16 protein-coding genes are annotated in these 18891 nt (G+C 67.3%); 12 read left to right on the top strand and 4 right to left on the bottom strand.

The genetic code is table 11. The features are described from left to right. Positions 1–10: 10 nt before the first annotated feature. The 11 genes from CMC5_RS40000 (at position 11) to CMC5_RS39950 (ending at position 11394) form a co-directional block, all read left to right on the top strand. Positions 11–664 carry a hypothetical protein gene (locus CMC5_RS40000; protein WP_050435338.1) on the top strand — a complete coding sequence of 218 codons (654 nt, stop codon included), beginning with the start codon at positions 11–13 and terminating at the stop codon, positions 662–664. Further along, entirely contained in the window at positions 664–1539 is an 876-nt protein-coding gene (locus CMC5_RS39995) for an SCO family protein (RefSeq protein ID WP_050435337.1), read from the top strand. Before CMC5_RS40000 ends, CMC5_RS39995 begins: the two co-directional genes overlap by 1 nt. Then, the gene (gene coxB / locus CMC5_RS39990; RefSeq protein WP_063796437.1) at positions 1536–2486 is read left to right on the top strand and encodes a cytochrome c oxidase subunit II; all 951 of its coding nucleotides are present in this window, start codon (positions 1536–1538) and stop codon (positions 2484–2486) included. The genes CMC5_RS39995 and coxB overlap by 4 nt, the downstream gene beginning before the upstream one ends. A 17-nt stretch (positions 2487–2503) precedes the next feature. Further along, complete coding sequence (ctaD, locus tag CMC5_RS39985) at positions 2504–4156, top strand: cytochrome c oxidase subunit I (protein WP_050435335.1); 1653 nt, start codon at positions 2504–2506, stop codon at positions 4154–4156. A 29-nt stretch (positions 4157–4185) separates the two neighbouring features. After that, positions 4186–4830, top strand: a complete 645-nt coding sequence (locus tag CMC5_RS39980; RefSeq protein WP_179955548.1) for a cytochrome c oxidase subunit 3 — start codon at positions 4186–4188, stop codon at positions 4828–4830. A gap of 78 nt (positions 4831–4908) precedes the next feature. Beyond that, the gene (locus CMC5_RS39975; protein ID WP_245678142.1) at positions 4909–5250 is read left to right on the top strand and encodes a cytochrome C oxidase subunit IV family protein; all 342 of its coding nucleotides are present in this window, start codon (positions 4909–4911) and stop codon (positions 5248–5250) included. Positions 5251–5475: 225 nt separating this feature from the next. After that, positions 5476–6867, top strand: a complete 1392-nt coding sequence (locus CMC5_RS39970) for a sensor histidine kinase (RefSeq protein WP_050435332.1) — start codon at positions 5476–5478, stop codon at positions 6865–6867. Between the two features lie 2 nt (positions 6868–6869). Beyond that, positions 6870–7421: a response regulator transcription factor gene (locus tag CMC5_RS39965; RefSeq protein WP_050435331.1), complete on the top strand. Its 552-nt coding sequence runs from the start codon at positions 6870–6872 to the stop codon at positions 7419–7421. Between the two features lie 40 nt (positions 7422–7461). After that, complete coding sequence (locus CMC5_RS39960) at positions 7462–7911, top strand: hypothetical protein (protein WP_156339235.1); 450 nt, start codon at positions 7462–7464, stop codon at positions 7909–7911. Between the two features lie 115 nt (positions 7912–8026). After that, a complete protein-coding gene (locus CMC5_RS39955) occupies positions 8027–9469 on the top strand; it encodes a carboxypeptidase-like regulatory domain-containing protein (RefSeq protein ID WP_050435329.1) in 1443 nt (480 codons plus the stop codon). Between the two features lie 191 nt (positions 9470–9660). After that, positions 9661–11394 carry a nitrite/sulfite reductase gene (locus CMC5_RS39950; protein ID WP_082363609.1) on the top strand — a complete coding sequence of 578 codons (1734 nt, stop codon included), beginning with the start codon at positions 9661–9663 and terminating at the stop codon, positions 11392–11394. A gap of 132 nt (positions 11395–11526) precedes the next feature. Here the strand turns inward: CMC5_RS39950 and CMC5_RS39945 are convergent, their stop codons facing one another. The 4 genes from CMC5_RS39945 to CMC5_RS43755 all read right to left on the bottom strand — a co-directional run bounded on the left by CMC5_RS39945 (position 11527) and on the right by CMC5_RS43755 (position 18064). Next, positions 11527–13695, bottom strand: coding sequence for an ATP-dependent helicase (locus CMC5_RS39945; RefSeq protein WP_245678141.1), 2169 nt, complete (start codon positions 13693–13695; stop codon positions 11527–11529). 247 nt (positions 13696–13942) lie between these two features. Then, entirely contained in the window at positions 13943–14689 is a 747-nt protein-coding gene (locus CMC5_RS39940; protein WP_082363268.1) for a peptidylprolyl isomerase, read from the bottom strand. A gap of 53 nt (positions 14690–14742) precedes the next feature. Next, positions 14743–16080: a sigma 54-interacting transcriptional regulator gene (locus CMC5_RS39935; RefSeq protein ID WP_245678140.1), complete on the bottom strand. Its 1338-nt coding sequence runs from the start codon at positions 16078–16080 to the stop codon at positions 14743–14745. 106 nt (positions 16081–16186) lie between these two features. Continuing rightward, the gene (locus CMC5_RS43755; RefSeq protein WP_245678138.1) at positions 16187–18064 is read right to left on the bottom strand and encodes an adenylate/guanylate cyclase domain-containing protein; all 1878 of its coding nucleotides are present in this window, start codon (positions 18062–18064) and stop codon (positions 16187–16189) included. Between the two features lie 106 nt (positions 18065–18170). Here CMC5_RS43755 and CMC5_RS46785 point away from each other — a divergent pair, with 106 nt between their 5' ends. Next, on the top strand, positions 18171–18878 hold the full coding sequence (locus tag CMC5_RS46785) for a hypothetical protein (protein ID WP_050435325.1): 708 nt from the start codon (positions 18171–18173) through the stop codon (positions 18876–18878). Positions 18879–18891: the final 13 nt, after the last annotated feature.

Raw genomic sequence — 18891 nt, 5'->3', positions numbered from 1 at the left:
GGATCGGACCATGAGCGAAGCGGCACACGCAGAGCAACACGATCTGGTCTCGGTCGAGGCGGATCGTCCCAAGAACGGGCTCATCGCGATCTACATCGCGGGGCTGATGGTCGCCCTCGTGCTGATCGTCGCTGCCGTCTACGAGCTGTTCGTGGTCGAGTTCACGAACGAGATCCAGGCGAAGGTGCTCGATCCCACGAACAGCGCGCTGCGCGAGCTCCGGGCCAGCGAAGAGGCCAAGCTCACGCGCTACCAGTGGGTGAACCAGAAGGATGGCGTGGTGCGCATCCCCCTGCCGCGCGCGATGGAGCTGACGCTCCAGAGCTACCGGGAGGCGGCTGCTCGCCCCGTGCCGCCGCCCGAGACCGACACGGCGCTCGCCCAGGGCGACGCGGCGAAAGAGGACGAGGCGGCCAAGGACGGCGAGGGCAAGGAGGGCGAAGCGAAAGACGACGCCGCCAAGCTCGCGGCAGAGAAGGACGGAGCGGCCAAGGACGAGGCGGCCAAGGACGAAGCGGCCAAGAAGGACGCCGACGCCAAGGGCGAGGCGGCCAAGAAGGACGCTGAGGCCGAGAAGCCGGAGCCTGCGACGACGAAGAAGAAGGCTCCCGTCAAGAAGTCGGCTCCTGTCGCGCCCCGCGCCGAGCAGCCCGAGGTCTACTGATGCATTTCCCCCGGCTCCTTCCCCTGATCACCGCGCTGGCGCTCGTCGTCGCGGTCGCCGCATTTGCGGCCAGGGCAGGGGCCCAGCCGACCTCTCCCCTGGCGCGTGGGATCACCGCAAAGCCGGTGGACAACACGCTCCCGAAGGAGCTGGAGGGGATCGGTATCGAGGATCGTCCCGGAGCCGAGCTGCCCCGGGACGTCCTGATGCGTGATCAAGACGGCCGCGAGGTCAGGCTCGGCGACTACCTGACACCCGGCAAGCCGGTGGTCGTGGTGCTGGCCTACTACCAGTGTCCGATGCTGTGCTCGATGGTCCTGAACGGCGTTCTCAACGCGATGAAGGAGACGGCGTGGACTGCGGGCAAAGAGTACCGGATGCTCGTGGTGAGCTTCGATCCTCGGGACACGGTGGAGCTGGCGCGGCAGAAGCGCGAGACCTACGTGTCTGCCTATGGCCGTGACGTGGGTGATCGCGCATTCGATTTCGTAGTTGGAGACGAAGCCAACGTGCGGCGGCTGGCCGACGCCGTGGGCTTTGGTTACCGGTGGGACGAGGCGACGGAGCAGTACGCTCACGCCGCCGGCGCCTTCGTCGTCACACCCGAAGGAAAGCTCTCCAGGACGCTGTACGGCGTCGCGTTCCCGGAGAGCACGCTCCGCTTGGCGCTCGTCGAGGCCGGGCAAGGCACGATCGGGACGACCCTGGATCGTGTGATTCTGTTTTGCTTTCACTATGACCCCAAGGAAGGGGGCTACGTCGTGGCGACCTGGCGCCTGATGAGAGCCGGGGGGGCCGTGACAGTGCTCCTGCTTGGGGGGCTGCTCCTCCGCTTCTGGCGTAGGGAGCGCTCGGGGATTCGCGAGGCATCATGAACAAACCCCACATCAACATCGACTCTTTCTGGCTCCCCCGGCAGAGCTCGACTCTGGCCGAGAAGGTCGACTTCGGCTTCAACGCGGCCCTCTGGACCGGCGTCTTCTTCTTCATCCTGGTCACCGGCGCGACGATCTACCTCGTCGCGAGGTACCGCCGGCGCACGGAGAACGACAAGACGAGCCCCATTGCGCACAACACGACGCTGGAGGTGGCCTGGTCAGTGATCCCGCTGATCATCCTCATCTGGCTCTTCTTCGTGGGACTGCGTACCTACGTCTACGCCTCGGTCGCGCCCGCGGAGTCCTACGAGATCAAGGTCACGGGGGAGATGTACCTGTGGACGTTCATCTATCCCGACGGGACCGCCGTCGTGAACGAGATGGCCGTTCCCAAGGGCCGCCCCGTGAAGCTCATCATGAGCTCGAAGGACGTGGTTCACAGCCTGTTCATCCCCGAGTTCCGCGTGAAGCAGGACGCGGTCCCCGGGCTGTACACCACGGTCTGGTTCACGGCGACGGAGACGGGCGATACGGCGCTGCTCTGCACCGAGTTCTGCGGTAGCGGGCACTCCGATATGCTCGCGACCGTGAAGGTGCTGGAGGAGTCGGACTTCGAGAAGTGGATCGAGCAGCAGTCGGGCCCGAGCGACCTTCCCCCGGAGGAACTGGGCAAGCTCCTGTTCGCCAAGAAGAGCTGCGCCACCTGCCACTCGGTGGATGGCACGCCGATGCAGGGGCCGACGTTCAAGGGCCTTTTCGGCCGCAACGAAGAAATGTCCGACGGGACGAAGGTCACCGTCGACGAGAACTACATTCGCGAGAGCATCTTGAATCCCCAGGCGAAGGTGGTGAAGGGCTTCCCGGCCGTCATGCCCACCTATCGCGGTCTCCTCAAAGATCGCGAGATCGACGCGCTGATCGCCTACCTCAAGACCGTGAAGTAACCTGGTGAGGGTGCGGTATGTCGCAGACAGCTACTGTTGATCACGTCGTTTCAGCGCCCGACTCAGGCGATGGCGTTGACTACATCCGTGCGAAGAGCGGGATCATGTCCTGGCTCATCACGATCGATCACAAGCGGATCGGTCTGATGTATCTGGCCAGCGTCGTGCTCGCGTTCCTTGTGGGCGGGCTCTTCGCGCTGGCGGTGCGGCTGGAGCTGCTCACGCCGGATCGAACCATCATGAGTGCGGCTGGGTACAACCAGGCGTACACGCTCCACGGAGCGGTGATGGTGTTCTTGTTCATCATCCCGTCGATCCCGGCTTCGCTCGGCAACTTCTTGCTCCCGATCATGATCGGAGCGAAGGACGTCGCCTTCCCGAAGCTGAACCTGCTCAGTCTCTACGTCTTCTGGATCGGAGCGCTGATCACGCTCTCGTCTCTGGTCATCGGCGGCATCGACACGGGGTGGACGTTCTACGTGCCCTACTCGAGCCGGGTGTCGACCACGGCGGTCATCAACGTGACGCTCGGAGCCTTCATCATGGGCTTCTCGAGCATCCTGACGGGGCTGAACTTCATCGTCACGATGCACAAGCTCCGGGCACCAGGCATGAGCTGGTACCGGATGCCGCTCCTCTGCTGGGCGCTCTACGCGACCAGCCTGGTGCAGGTCGTCGCGACGCCGGTCCTCGGGATCACGCTGGTGCTTCTCATCTTCGAGCGCGCCTTCTCGATCGGCATCTTCGATCCCGCCCTCGGCGGTGATCCGGTCCTGTACCAGCACTTCTTCTGGTTCTACAGCCACCCGGCCGTCTACATCATGATCCTCCCGGGCTTCGGCGTGATCAGCGAGCTCATCGCGGTCCACTCCCGGCGCAAGGTCTTCGGCTACAAGGCGATCGCGTTCTCCAGCGTCGCCATCGCGCTGGTCGGCTTCCTCGTGTGGGGTCACCACATGTTCGTGTCGGGCCAGAGCGAGCTGGCGGGGACGATCTTCTCGTTCCTCACCTTCCTCGTGGCCATCCCCAGCGGCATCAAGGTCTTCAACTGGACCTCCACGCTCTGGCGCGGGTCGATCAAGCTCGACACGCCGATGCTCTACGCGCTGGCCTTCCTGATCCTGTTCACGATCGGCGGCCTGACCGGCGTGTTCCTCGGCATGCTGGGCGTCGACCTCCACCTGCACGACACGTACTTCGTCGTGGCTCACTTCCACTACGTGATGGTGGGCGGCACGGCGGTCGCGTTCTTCGGTGGGCTCTTCCACTGGTGGCCCAAGATGACGGGCAAGATGTACTCGGAGAAGGTGGGAGCGCTGAGCGCCGTCCTGGTGTTCATCGGCTTCAACATGACCTTCTTCACCCAGTTCTTCCTGGGTAGCCGGGGCATGCCGCGCCGTTATTACAACTACCTCGACCAGTTCCAGCCGCTGCACGCCTTCTCGACGGTCGGCTCCTGGGTGCTGGGTCTCGGCTTCGCCATCGGCATCGGCGCGCTGCTCGCCTCGCTGAAGAACGGCAAGAAGGCGCCCGCGAACCCCTGGGGCGGCCTGAGCCTGGAGTGGCAGACGGCTTCGCCGCCGATCACCGAGAACTTCAAGGACACCCCGACCGTGACGCATGGCGCGTACGACTATGCGCTGGCGCAGGGCCAGAAGGATCACACATGAGCACCACAGCCCCGACGCACGGTGAGGCCGTGGAGAAGTCCCCGAACTTCCACGTCGCGCATCACTTCGCCAGCGCGGACCACCAGTTCAGCTCCAACAAGATGGGCATCTGGTTGTTCCTGGTGACGGAGATCCTCCTCTTCGGAGGGATGTTCTGCGCGTTCGCCATCTTCCGTAACTGGTATCTCGGTGGGTTCGTCGAGGCGCATCATCACCTCGATCGGGTGATGGGTGGCATCAACACCATCGTCCTGATTTGCTCCAGCTTGACGATGGCCCTCGCGGTGCGTGCGGCTCAGATGACCAGCAAGAAGTGGGTGACCATTCTGCTGGGTCTGACGCTGGCGTTCGCCGCGACCTTCCTCGTGATCAAGTACTTCGAGTACGCGCACAAGTTCCACGACGGCCTGCTCCCCGGGAAGCACTTCGCGGCCACCGGGTTCCAGGAGCCTCGGGAGGCGGGAATCTTCTTTGCGATCTACTTCATGATGACCGGCATCCACGGTCTTCACGTCGTGATCGGGATGGGGCTCATCACCTGGGTCCTCCTGCGCAACCTCAAGGGTGAGTTCTCGAGCCGGTACTACGCGCCCGTCGAGGGCGTGGGGCTCTACTGGCACTTGGTCGATCTGATCTGGATCTACCTGTTCCCGCTTCTCTACTTGGTGGGCTGACGGAGACGTACGATGTCGACGAACGCAGATTCTCACGCCCACGACCACGCTCACGGTGGGCCCGACCACGTGCCCCACGTGATCCCGCTGAAGATGTACATCGGGACGTGGCTCGCCCTCCTGGTGTTCACCGTGATCACGGTTGGCGCGAGCTACATCGATTTCGGTGACTTCAACTTGTGGATCGCGATGCTCATCGCGACCTGCAAGGCCAGCATGGTGGCGCTGCTGTTCATGCACCTCCTCTGGGACGAGCGCTTCAACTCGATCATCCTGGTGTCCTCCATCATCTTCCTGGGGATCTTCATCGGCTTCACGATGGCCGACACGGGGAACCGGGGTCGGGCCGAGCCGGTCGAACATGACCGACCGGCCGACGTGAAGGACCCGTTCGGCTTGCAGGCACCGCCGGCCGAGTAACCAGGTCACCGCAGCTCAGCGGTTGCGCAAGGCGCCATCCTCCGGGGTGGCGCCTTTTCGCATCTGGGGGCAAGCCCACGGTTTTCCCCGTGCGCAGGCGACGTGCCGGCGGTACTTGTCCCTGCCAGGCCTCGGCACCTCCCCTGTCGCCTTCCTCCCGGAGCCCACCGGATGCAGACCCACCCACCAAGCTGGACGATGGATTCCCCCGCGGTCGGTACCGCCATGGTCTCGCCTCGCCGGCGACGCCTGGCCGTGCTGCTCACCGGGCCGCTGCCGTCCTCGGACGAGACGGCCGACCGCTGGCTCGTCCAGCTCCGGTGGGCCGCCATTGCGGGCATGCTGATCACGACGGCGGCGGCCAACGCGCTCGTCCCCGCCCTCGATACCGTCCCCTTGCTCGGCGGCATCACCGGGATCGCCGTGATGAACCTGGTGTGGACCTGGCTGGGGCGGAGAGCGGTCGACACCCGGGCGGCCGGCGATGATCCGCGGGACCTGACGCACCTCCAGATCATGGGCGACGTGGTGGCCTTGACCTGGATGCTCTGGTTCTCCGGGGGCATCCATAATCCTTTCGCCAGCTTCCTGACCTTCCAGATGGCGCTCTCCGGGCTGCTGTGCAGCCGCAGGACGACCATCGTGGTCGGCGTAGCGACCCTGTGTGCGATCGCGGCCTTGCTGCCCGCACCTCCCTTGCCCTTGGCCTCGGCGCCTCTCGGCGAAGCGCTGCTCCAGTCGCTGGCCGATCTCTTCGCGCTCTCCGCCCTCGTCCTGTTCCTCGGCTTCTTCGTCGTGGTCTACGGCAGTCGCCTCGAAGAGCTGCGCGAGCAGAGCGTACGGAACGAGCGTCAGGCGATGGTGGGCCGGATGGTGGGCGGCATCTCCCACGAGCTGAGCACGCCGCTGGCCACGATCCTCCTCGCCAGCCGTGATCTCGTGGACGTGGCGCGCGAGGCTGGCTCCGAGGAAGCGTCCCGGCTTGCCGAGACCGTGGCCGGAGAGGCGCAGCGCGCCAGCGAGATCATCAGCCTGGTGCGCGGACAGATCCGGGCCGATCAGCACCTCGAGCCGGTGGAGCTGACGTCTTTCGTCGAGGAGGTGTCGCGCACGGAGCTATCGCGCCTGGGGTGGCGTGGGTCGCTCTCGTTCGAAGGGCCGCGCCCGGTGCATGCGCGCGTTCTGCGCTCCGCGCTGCGTCAGATCCTCGTCAACGTGCTCACCAACGCGGTCGAGGCGATGACCGCGGAGTCCGAGCTCGACGGCAGGTCCGATAGCGACGCACGCGACAGTGGGTCCGACGCGCCGCGCCGCATCTCGGTGCAGGTGCAGGACCGAGGAGACGAAGTGGAGATTGCGATCGCCGACAGCGGGCCGGGCTTCAGCGCCGCCATCGAGCACCGGCTCGGGGAGCCCTTCCAGACGACGAAGGAGTCGCGCGGCGGCATGGGGCTCGGCCTGTACATCAGCACGCTCATGGCGGCCCGCATGCACGCGGTGCTGCGTGCCGAGAGCACCGAGCAAGGCGGCGCGAAGGTGACGCTTTCCTTGCGGCGAGGGCCGAGCCTGGGCGAGGTTCACGTGAGCGGGCGGGACGAGGAGGAGGACGAGGGATAGTCATGGCGCAGCGGATCGCGACAGCGCTGGTGGTGGACGACGACGATGCATTCCGGATGACGCTGCAAGGCGCGCTTCGACGGCGTGGCGTGCTGGCGCGGACGGCGGCGACCGTCGACGAGGGGATCCTTGCGCTGGAGTACGAGCCGGCAGACCTCGTCGTCATCGATTACCGCATGCCTCGTGGTGACGGGCTGAGCGCGCTGGCGCGGCTTCGACAGATCCAGCCGGACGCAGTGATCGTGATGCTCACCGGGTACGGTGACATCCCACTTGCGGTGGCTGCGGTGCGAGAGGGTGCGGACACGCTGCTCACCAAGCCCGTCGATGCAGACCGACTGCTGCGTGAGGCGACTGCGCTGCGAGAGCGGCCTCGATCGAGCGCGTCGGGGCCGACTTCTCAGCAGTCTGCGAGCTTGAATCTGGATGAGATGGAGCGCGAAACGATCAGGGCAGCGTTGAAACAATCTGGGGGTGTTGTCGCGAGTGCGGCGCGTCTGCTGGGGATCGATCGCAGGACTCTCCAGCGGAAGTTGAAGAAGATCGGCGTGTGAGCCGAGCCATCGGCGTCAGTGGCTATGGTACAAGGAGACCATGACGCGCAGATCGATGGCCTTCGCGGCGCTCTTGCTGATGCTGGCATCGTGCAAGAAGGCCAAGCCGGCCGAGCCACCGAAGCCTCCTGAGCCCACGGCGCCTCCGCTCGCGCTGGTCAGCGCATCGGTGGTGGCGACGTCCTGCCCTCAGGTCACGCAGTACAACGCGCGCGCGGCCGAGAACGCGATTCGAAAGCTCGTCGAGCCCTGCACTCAGATCCCTGGCGGCGCCGCGCACTTCACGGCGACCATGCTGCCCGGGGGACAGATCCAGCTCGCGTCAAAGGAGGGTGATCCGGTCGGCGGTACGGTCCCCACGTGCGTGGTGAAGAACCAGCTGACGCACAAGATCTTCCTCCGCAAGGCGTGTGTGTTCCAGGTGGAGCTGGAAGAGCGGCCGGTCGTTGCGCCGCCCCCCTCTCAGGCTGCATCCGACACCGACCCGTAGCGATTCCGTCCAGCAAGCCACTCGTTTGCGAGTTGGCTGGCCTGACGTACCCTGAGGTGGGTGACGCCTTCGGGCGGTGCTGCATTGCGCCGTCCCAGGAGTACGGAGGTCATCCATGAAGACGTGGTCCTTGCGGGCGGGCTTGATCGTGGCCGCTGCCGCAGTGCCGGCCGTGGTGCCAGGCTGGGGATGCTCGGAGATGTCCCAGACTGGAACCACGGAGGGCGTGGGCGGAAATTCTGGGCAGGGGGGTGCTGGTGATGGTGGCCAGCTCTTCCCCATGGGGGTGGGCGGCAACGGGGGGGCTGGTCCTTGCCACAACCTGGAGTGCCAGGTGGTGCAGTGTTCGGGTGGCGCGAAGACCACGGTGAGCGGCGTCGTCTACGAGCCAGCGGGGCGCGTGCCGCTCTACAACGTCACCGTCTACGTGCCGAACGCGCCGCTCGCTCCCATCGAGGACGGCGCGAGCTGCGACACGTGCGCGGCGAACCTCTCGGGCAAGCCCGTGGCCGCAGCGTTGACGGGCACGGATGGGCGCTTCGTGCTGGAGGACGTTCCGGTCGGCGAGAACATCCCGCTGGTCATCCAGGTGGGCAAGTGGCGGCGCGAGTTCGTTCTGCCGGCCGTCGCCGCGTGCGTGGACACTCCGATGGTGGACGGCGACCTTCACCTCCCGCGCAACCAGAGCGAAGGGAACATCCCGCTCATCGCGCTGACCACGGGCGGCGCCGACGCTCTGGAGTGCCTCGTCCGCAAGATGGGCATCGATGACGAAGAGTTCACCAGCGAGGGCGGCGCGGGGCGGGTGCACCTCTTCACGGGCGTCCTCGGGACGGAGCGCTTCGCCGACGGCCTGCATGGAGGTGAAGAGCTCACGCCCGCAACCAACCTCTGGAACACGCTGGATGGCCTCATGCGCTACGACGTGGCCATCCTCTCCTGCGAGGGAGCGCAGTATGCGCAGACCAAGCCCGAGAGCGCGCGGCGCGCGTTGATGGACTACACCGCTGCCGGAGGCCGCGTGTTTGCCTCGCACTGGCACAACATCTGGCTCCAGCTGGGGCCCGATCCGTGGCCGCGCACGGCGACCTGGGATTTCCAGCTCGACCCAGGGGAGCCGTTCACCAGCCACGTCGACATGTCGTTCCCCAAGGGGCAGGCTCTCTCGGAGTGGCTGATGAGCGTCGATGCGTCGGACACGCCAGGCGAGCTGCAGATCCGAGATCCGCAGCACACCATCAGCGCAGTGAACGAGGAGCTGACGACCCGCTGGACGTTCAGCGAGGCCCCTGAGCCGGCTGGCGTGCAGTACTTCACCTTCAACACGCCCCTCACGCAGCCGGATGGCTCTCCCATGGCCCCCGAGAACCAGTGCGGTCGCGTGGTGTACACGGACATCCACGTCTCCTCGGGGGACTACATCGGCCATCCCTTCCCGAGCGGCTGCATCACCCAGGAGCTGTCTCCGCAGGAGAAAGTGCTCATGTTCATGCTGTTCGATCTCTCGGCGTGCGTGACGCCGGACGACCAGGCCCCACCCATCCCCCAGATCCAGTGAAGCGCTGATTCGTGTGGCGCCGGTCGCACCGTTCACGCGGGCGGCGGGCGGCGCCTGCCGTTTCAGCCGTCGAAAACCACCCGTTTCAGGCTCGAGCCTCCGCTGAATCAGGCGCTCGAATGCGGCGTTGGCGCGAGTAGATCGATTCTCCCACTTGAACGGTCGGAATAGGCAAGAATATGCTTCGCACCATGCCGACCCGGACCGAGAGCTTCCACGCCGCGATCGACCGCCTCGAAGAGAACATCGGCAAGTTCAAGCGCGGGGAGATCAGCCCGGATCAGTTCCGTCCACTGCGCCTCGGCATGGGGTTGTACGCCCAGCTCGCGCACGTGAAGCACATGCAGCGCATCAAGATCCCGGGCGGCCGCATCACCGCCGAGCAGCTCGACGTGCTCGCCGACGTGACGGATCGCTGGGGACGGGGCCTCGCTCACGTGACCACCCGCCAGTGCATCCAGCTCCATCACCTGGAGCTGGAGGACGCGGTCGATGTGCAGCGGGTGCTGGTCCCTGCCGGCATCAGCTGCGTGGGAGCGTGCGCCGACGCGGTGCGCAACGTGACGGCCTCTCATCTGGCCGGTGTCGTGGAAGAAGAGGTCTTCGACGTCTCGCCCTACGCGCACGCCATCACCCAGCACTTCTACTTTCACGAGCAGAACCTCCGTCTGCCGCGAAAGTTCAAGATCGGTCTCTCGGGAAGCGATCGAGACCACGCGCAGATCATGATCAACGACATCGGCCTGCTCGCCACGATGGGCTCGGCCGAAGGAGATGCGACGAGCAAAGCGCCGGGAGAGCTGGAGCCCGGATTTGCGGTGTACGTGGCCGGCGGGCTGGGATCGACACCCGAGATCGCGCATCTCTGGCGCGAGTTCGTGCCAGCGCGGGACATCCTCGCCGTGTGCGAGGCCGTGATGGCGGTGTTCTTCCGGGACGGGGAGCGAAAGAACCGCAAGAAGGCGCGCCTCAAGTTCGTGATCCGCAAGGTCGGCGAGGCCGAGTTCTTCCGTCGCCTCGACGAGGTGCTGGCCGGGATCCAGGCCGAGCGCGGTGCAGTGCTGTCTGAACAGCTCGGCCAGTACCTCGGGGAGTACGCCGAGGCGGCACCCCCTCCGCTCGATCCCGACAAGGCGCTTCTCGGCGATGCCGCCTTTGCGCGCTGGATGCGCACCAACACGATCCCGCAGCAGCAGCGTGGCTACCGCGTGGTGACCGTCAAGCTGCCCCTCGGTGACATCACGGGCGCGCAGCTCCGTCAGCTCGCAGCGCTCTGCCGTGCGTACGGCAACGGGGAAGTACGTGCCACGAACACCCAGAACTTCGTGCTCCGCTGGGTCCCCGAAGAGCGCCTGGTCCCGCTGCACCGCGCGCTTGGTCTGATCGGCCTCGCCGAGGCGGACGCCGATCACATCACGGACGTGGTGGCCTGCCCCGGGGCGGATTACTGCACCCTGGCCGTGACGAAGAGCATGTCCGTGGGCGCTCAGGTGCGCGAGCACCTCGTTGCGCAGAGCAGCCGGCATGAAGCGGATGACATCATCCGGCAGCTAGGCGCCTTCTCGATCAAGATCTCCGGCTGCCCCAACTCCTGCGGTCAGCACCACGTGGCCGACATCGGCATGACGGGAATGCTGAGCAAGGGAGCCGACGGGGTGGAACGTGCGGCGTATTCCTTCCGGCTCGGCGGCGGCTGTGGGCCCGGTGCGCGGATCGGTGATCGCATGGATGGCCGCATCCTCGAGGAGGACGCGCCCGGACTCATCGCCGCCATCGCCCGCTTCTATGTGGACCAGCGCTCCGCGGGGGAGACCTTCCAGGAGTTCGTCCTCCGGAAAGGCACCCAGGAGATCTACAAGGCCGGGCTGGCGGTCACGGGCAACGTCGTCCACGGCGTGGATGCGGGGGCTGTTGCGGCCGAGTGAGCCGAGCCCGCATTCGCGCGTGAGGTGAGGGGGCTCGGGCGAGGCGCCTGAGGTGAGGGGGCGCGTGCGGGCGCTGCGTGGGGCGGCGTCCGGGCTTGCGTGGGGTCTGAAGGGGCTGCGCGCGTTGCGCCGTCAGGGGCGCCGACGCGGGACCAGGGGCATTTCCCCGCCGGAGAACGGATTGAACGAGAGCGCCGCGAGGACGCTTGCCGCCCCGGCCTTCGTCTTGTCCAGCTCCGGCGCCTGCGGACCCTCCTCCTCGCGCTCTTCGATCAGCTCGTCGGGGACGTCGAGAAGGAACCGGCTCGGCGTCCGGGCGACCATCTTCCCACGGCTTCCGCGGTGTTTCGCGTAGGTCATGTAGAGCCGGTCCTTCGCGCGCGTCACCGCCACATAGAACAGGCGCCGCTCTTCCTCGATGCTGTGACCGACCACATCGCCGTCGGCACCGGGGGGAGCCACGTCGGTCGCGCGCTCGGTGAGCGTCCGCTGGTGCGGCATGATCCCCTCCTCCAGCCCGATCACGAACACGTAGGGGAACTCCAGTCCCTTCGAGCCATGCATCGAGCTGAGCGTCACCCGGTCGGTGGCCTCTTCCTCCTCGCTGTCCTGCCGCAGCGCGAGCAGCCGCAGGAAGCTCGCGAACTGGTCACGGTCTCCCTTGCCCTGATCGTCGCGCCGCGCAAACACGTTGAGCAGCCCCTCCAGGTTGCCCCACCGTCGGGCGGCAACACTGTTCGAGGTGGAGCCGGCCGTGATGTCTTCCTTGAAGCCCGCGTCGACGAGCAGCGCCCGCGCGATCTCCGCGCTGGGCTCCTTCCGGTCGAAGCGCTGACGCGTCGCCTCGATGATGCGCACGAGCTGACGGCACCCCTCGATCGCCGCCGTCGACAGCTCGTGCACCGCGTGGGGTCTGGTGACGGCCACCCACAGGCTCGTCTCGCGCGCCGTCGCGTACGCGCCCAGCTTCGAGACCGCCACATCCCCGATCGCACGCGACGGGTAGTTGATGATCCGGCGTAGCGACATCTCATCTTCGGGATCCAGCGCGACCCGCAGGTAGGCAATGAGGTCCTTCACCTCCTTGCGCTCGAAGAACTGGGTCCCTCCGATCATCCGCACCGGGATCTGCCGCTCCTTGAGCGCGGCCTCGATCGGCCCCGAGAGGAGATTCGAGCGGTAGAGCACGGCGATGTCCTTGGGGCGCGCCCCCTCGCGCTCCAGGAGGCGCATGGCCTCCGTCGCCACGAAGCTCGACTCCACATCGGGGTCGGTGCAGACCACGAGCTGCACCTTGTCACCGCCCATCCGGGTGGCGATCAGCGACTTCTTGTGCCGCCGTCCGCCCGAGCGCGCGAGCACCGCGTTCGCCACGTCGAGGACCGGCGCGCGCGACCTGTAGTTGTGCTCCAGCTTCACCACCTTGGCGCCGGTGAAGTGCTCCTCGAAATCGAGGATGTTGCGCACGTCCGCGCCGCGCCAGGCGTAGATCGACTGGTCGTCGTCGCCGACGACCACCACGTTCTTGTGAGCCCCGAGCAGCCGCAAGAGTTCGAGCTGCGCGTGGTTCGTGTCCTGGTACTCGTCGACGATCACGTACCGGTAGCGCGTCCGCCACCGCTCCAGCACATCGGGGCGGCGCTGCCACAGCCGCACCACCTCGCAGATGAGGTCGTCGAAATCGAACGCCTGGAAGGCCCGCAGCGCGGCGATGTAGCGCGGGTACACGAGCATCGCGATCTCGTCGTACTCGTCGAGCCCCTTGCCCTTCCGCTGAGACTCTGCCCACGCCTCGGCCTCGACGAAGGCGTTCTTGGCGTTGGAGATGCGGGCGAGGATCGCGTTCACGTCGTAGTTGCGGCCCGAGCGCAGCTCACGGAGCACCTCGCGGATCACGCCGGTGCAGTCCGACTGATCGAAGATTGCGAACGACTTCCCCCGCAGCCCCAGCGCTTTCGTCTCGGCGCCGAGGACGTCGAGCCCGAAGCGGTGGAACGTGCACACCGTCAGCTCGCGGGCGAGTTTCGCGCCGACGAGCTTTCCGACGCGCTCGTGCATCTCGGCGGATGCCTTGTTGGTGAAGGTCATCGCCAGGATCGAGCGGGCGGACACGCCACGCTGGAGGAGCCTGGCGATGCGCTCGGTGACGACTCGGGTCTTGCCGGAGCCTGCGCCGGCGAGCACCAGCATCGGACCCAGATCGTGCTCGACCGCCGCGCGCTGGGAGGAATTGAGCTCCATACTGCGGCCTGCGTCCCTACTCCGGCGGACCAGCGCCGGGGAGCTTGATTTTTGGGTCACCCTCGCGGCGGGGCATTCTCCGGCAATGTGTCCCCGGCATGCGCTGTTTCTCGACGCGCGGGAGCGCCGCGAGACGAGCACCTTGGGCTGTTCGGAGCCGCAGCGGGGTCGCTCGCCCGACCCTGAAGTACCCCGTCATGATGTGAGCTGTGCGACCAGGACGCTGCGTTCCACTCCTGGAACGCACGCCGAGGAAAGAACGTTGCACCTCACCGTCGCCAGGATGGCTTCACGGCTCATTCACGTCTCAGAGGAGGGTGGTCGACTTGATCGTGTCGAGCTCCGGGAAGTTCTTCTCGATGTACGCATCGCCCTCCCGCTGCATCAGGAACGGGTTCGGCCCTTTGCCCTGGGGCGCCAGCTCGCCGTACCCCTTGTAGAAGGAGTCGACGACGCTCATTCCTTCCACCACCTCGCCGAACGGCGCGAAGCCCATGCTGTCGAGCCGGGCGTTCTTGTCCGCGTAGTTGATGAACACCTGCGTCGTACGCGTGTTGGGGCCCGCCATCGCGAACGTCACCATCCCCCGCTTGTTGCTCTTCACCGGCTTGTCGTCCGGAAAGAAAGCGTTGAACCACGCCCCGTTCACCGACGGGTTCGGGTGAACGCCGAACTGCACCATGAACCCCTCCACCGCCCGGTGGAGCCGCACCCCGTCGTAGAACCCGAGCTTCACCAGGTTGTAGAACCTGTCGGCGCCGCCAGGGGACCACGCGCGCGTCACCTGAATGACGACGTCCCCTTTCGTCGTGGTGAGCTTGACCTTGTACGTCTCCGGAGCCTGCTCCTTCGCCCGCTCCGGATGGAAGATGGGCGCGTCCCCCGTGAGCGCCGAGGAGGTGGGGGATGCCGCCGATGCGGCCGATGCGGCCGTCGAGGCTGCCGACGCGCTCGTCGCAGGAGCCGCCTGGCTCGACGGTTTCTCTTGGGAACAGCCTGACACCACGAGCGTGGCGGCCAGCAACGCGACGGAGAACGGGAGCCTCACCCTCATGCGGGCACGCTAGCCCAACCCCCCCGCGGCTGGCCAACGGAAGCGCTGTGCCTTCAGTCCAGCGCCGCCCCTCGCCGCAGCCCGTGTCGCTGGAGCAAGCGGTGCAGGTACATCCGATCCAGCCCCGCCTTGCGCGCCGCGCGGCTCACGTTCCCGCTCGCCCAGGCCAGCAGCGCGACGAGGTACTCGCGCTCGAAGCGGTCGACCATGGCCTCCTTGGCCTCCTTGAAGGGCCGCTCGATGTCGGCTCCGAGGGCCTCCGCCGCCCGTGCGTCCCCCGGGTGGCCTTCGGGCGACGTCGGCGAGGCTTCAGCCCCTGCGAGCAACGCATCGCCGCCCAGCACCACGGTGCGTTCCACCTGGTTCCGCAGCTCGCGCACGTTCCCGGGCCAGTCGTAGCGCATCATCTTGTCCATCACGTCCGGCGGGAACAGCGAGATCTGCTCGGGGGCGCCGAGATCGCTCAGGAAGTGCTGGAGGAGCAGGGGGAGGTCTTCCTTGCGCTCGCGCAGCGGCGGCACGCGCACCGTCACCACCGACAGACGGTAGTAGAGATCCTCCCGGAACCGCCCGCTGTTCACCTCGCGCTCCAGCCGCCGGTTCGTCGCGGCGATCACCCGGATGTCCACCTTGCGCGCCCGGCTCTCGCCCACCCGTCGCACCTCGCGCGAGGCCAGGGCCCGCAGCAGCTTGGGCTGCATGTCCAGCGGCAGCTCACCGATCTCGTCGAGGAACACCGTCCCCCCGTCGGCTTCCTCGAACGCGCCCGCCCTGTCGCGCGACGCCCCCGTGAACGAGCCGCGCACGTGCCCGAACAGCTCGCTCTCGATCAGCGTCGGCGAGATCGCGCCGCAGTCGACGATCACCAGCGGCTTCTGCGCGCGGTTGCTCCGCTGCACCAGCTCGGTGGCGATCAGCTCCTTCCCCGTACCGTTCTCGCCCTCGATGAGCACATCGGACGAACTCTGACCCACCCGCTGCAGCACGTGGAACATCCGCCGCATCGCCAGCGATGCCCCCCAGAGCGAGCCGAAGCTCAGCGTCGCGGGCAGCTCCGTCTCCGACACCGCGCTCGCATCGCGCACCCGGATCGTCGACTCCCCCAGCTCGATCACGCACTCCGGCCGGATGTCTGCGTCCCTCACCCGGGCGCCGCCGATCCAGATCCCGTTCAGTGACCCCACGTCCGTGACCCGGAAACCCTGCGCCGACCGCTCCAGGATGCAGTGGAAGCGGGACACCAGGCGATCGGACAGCACCAGGTCGTTGCTCGGGTGGGCCCCCACGCGCACGAAATCGCTGTCGAGCACCATCGCCCGGCGGGTCGGCTTACCCCCCTCGCGCTCCACGCACAGCTCCAGCCGGGGCACGCGGAGGATCTCTGGTTGCATCCGGGGCTCCGTGACAGCGACGGTGTCGGTAGAGCCCAGGGACCGGGAAAACGGCATGGGGCGCATCGTAGTACAACCTCCGCGCGCGCGTCCTCACCGCCGCACGTCAGCCCGCGTCGAGCGCGTACACGCGGGTTTTCCCTTTGCGCCCCGTCAGGCTTTCTTCTCCCAGGTAGCTCAGCGGGAAGGCGTCCTTCGCGTAATCCCGTGTCGCCTCGGCCACGAGCACCTGGTTCGGCGTGGCGATCGACTCGAGGCGCGCCGCGACGTTCACGACGTCGCCGATGACGGTATATTCCATCCGTTTGTCGGAGCCGATGTTCCCGGCGATGGCCTCTCCGGAGTTGATCCCGATCCCGAGGCGGATCTCCACATCGTAGCGCTGCCGCCAGTCATCGTTCGCGGCCTCGAGGAAGCGCATCATGTCCTCCGCGGCGGCGAGCGCGCGCGCCGCGTGATCCTCTTGCGGCACCGGCGCACCCCAGACGGCCATGATGCAGTCGCCGATGAATTTGTCCACGGTGCCACCGTGTCGAAACACGATCTCCGTCAGCATGGAGAACAGCTCGTTCAGCAACCCCACGATCCGCTCGGCGTTGCCCGCCTCCGCCAGCGGCGTGAAGCCCACCACGTCGGCGAACAGCACCGTCACCGTCGCACGCTGTCCTCCCAGCGACAGCGGATGCTCTCCGCGCACGATCGCCTCCACGATCGCTCGGTCCATGAAGCGCCCCAGATCCCCTCGCAGCCGCGCCTGCCGGCTGATCTCCGCCTCGCCAGCCTCCAGGTCGTGCGCCATCCGACCGATCGCCGTGGCCAGCTCGCCCAGCTCGTCGTTCCTCCGCGACGTGCCCATGTCCGCGAGCGCGCGTGCTGGCGTCTCGGTGCCTGACGGTGCAGACATCACCTGTTCGGCGGCGTCCTTCGCGTTGCTCTCCGCGCCCGATCCTTCCGGCGCGCTCGCTTCGGCACTGGCTCCCAGGCCCAGCTCGCGCCAGCGCCGCTCGCCGATGAGCCGGGCTTGCGTCACCAGGTCGAGGATGGGTCGCGTCAACCGCCGACCCACGGAGACGCCCACGATGATCGCCAGGACCGCGCCCACCAGCGCGACCGCGAGCCCGCCTCGCTGCATGTCGAGGATCGCCGCGAACGCTTCTGCGCGCGGCCTCCAGATCAGCACGGCCCAGCGAAAGTCCGGGATGATCTGGATTGCGCCCACCACGGCGCGACCATCGATCTCGTACTGACTGACCGCTGCGACGCTCTTGTTCCACGCCACGTCGGTGCCGAGCGTCCCGAACATGGGCAGGCGCGCCACGTCACTCCCCTGCGTGATGCCGGCCGCCCCCACCGCGACCACGGCCGTCCGATCCTCGGCCGCGACCACCAGGCTCCCGCCCTGCTCCCCGAACCGGCGCGCCACGATCCCGCGCAGATCTTCCACCAGCATGTCGAGCGGCACCGCCGCGACCACGTAGCCGGCGGGGCGATCTGCCCCACGTGCCGGCACCCGCACCACCACCACCCCTTGCCCGGGTCCTGTCAGCCCGAACGTGGCCTCCTGCTCGTCGGCTTCGGCGCGGAGCGCTGGTGTGCTCCCCGGGGGCTCCACCGTCGCGCCCGCTTTCCGGATGACGGTGTGGATCCCGGCCGCCGGGACCTCGAGCCTCACCGCGGCGGTGAGCGCCCGCGTCCCGAGCAGCGCGCGCACCTGCGTGATTGCGTCCTCGTCGCGCGTCACACCGTCGGCGGCGCTCGCGAAGAGGGCTGCCGCCACCCGCGCGTCGCTCTCCACGTCGCGCACCAGGCGAGCGGCCGCGCCTTCCACCTCGGCCACCATCGCCGACTGCAGCATCTCCTCTGCCGTCTGCACTGGCCGCCGGCTGATCTCGATGAGCAACACCACCGCAGCGATCACCGGCAAGAGCGTCATCACCGTGAACAGAACGGCCGCCTTGGTCCTGAGGGAGGTGCGCCACGCCATGCGCCGAACCTAACGGATCGAGCGACTGCCGCCTCGGGAAACGACCCGGACGTCAGGTGGTGACCCCTCTTCCTTCTCCGCTGATCTCCCCCTGTCCGAGGCACGCGTGAAGGGGGCGATTCTCGACATCGACAAGCGATTTCGCTACAGAGTCCGGATGCAGCGAACGGGGAAAGGCCTTCTCGCCGCGGCGCTGGTCGCAGGACTCACGGTGAGCGGGGGAGCGCTGGCGCAGAAGCCCCCGACAGCGCCCGCGCAACCGGCCCCACCTGCGCAGGTGGCGACGCCAGCGCAGACGCCGCCGCCCACGTCAGCGCAGGAGCCGGCCGCTGCTACGACCCGCGAAGAGGGCACGGCAGCTGGCGCAGCCGTCGCTGCCGAAGCGTCGGCCCAGCAGACGGCGGCGACCGTGGACGCCGACATCGCGGTCTCCGGCTCGCCTTCCGCGTCGTCGTCCTCTTCGGGAGACAGCGCCGAGCCTGGACCGAGCTGGAAGACGATCGCCGTTGGCTCCGGAATCACGGCCGCCTTCCTCGGTGGCTCGATGATCTTCCTCACCCTCGGCAAGCCCGGCACCGCTGCGGCGGGCGGCGCACCGCCCGTGGCCACCAGCGAACAGAGCACCTTCAGGACGCTGGGCCTCGTCAGCTTTGCGGGCGCCTGGGTCGCAGGGGCGCTCACCGTCGCGTACGCCATCTGGCCCCGTGACAGCCAGGTCGAGCGTGACCGCAAGCGAGAAGACGACCGCGCGATCTGGGTGGCGCCCTCCGTCGGGCCCGGGACAGCCGGGCTCGTCATGCAAGGCCACTTCTGAACCTGGTCGGACC

It is taken from the genome of Chondromyces crocatus (assembly GCF_001189295.1).
GTDB lineage: Bacteria > Myxococcota_A > Polyangia > Polyangiales > Polyangiaceae > Chondromyces > Chondromyces crocatus.
This window is presented reverse-complemented; position numbering and strand designations above follow the sequence as displayed.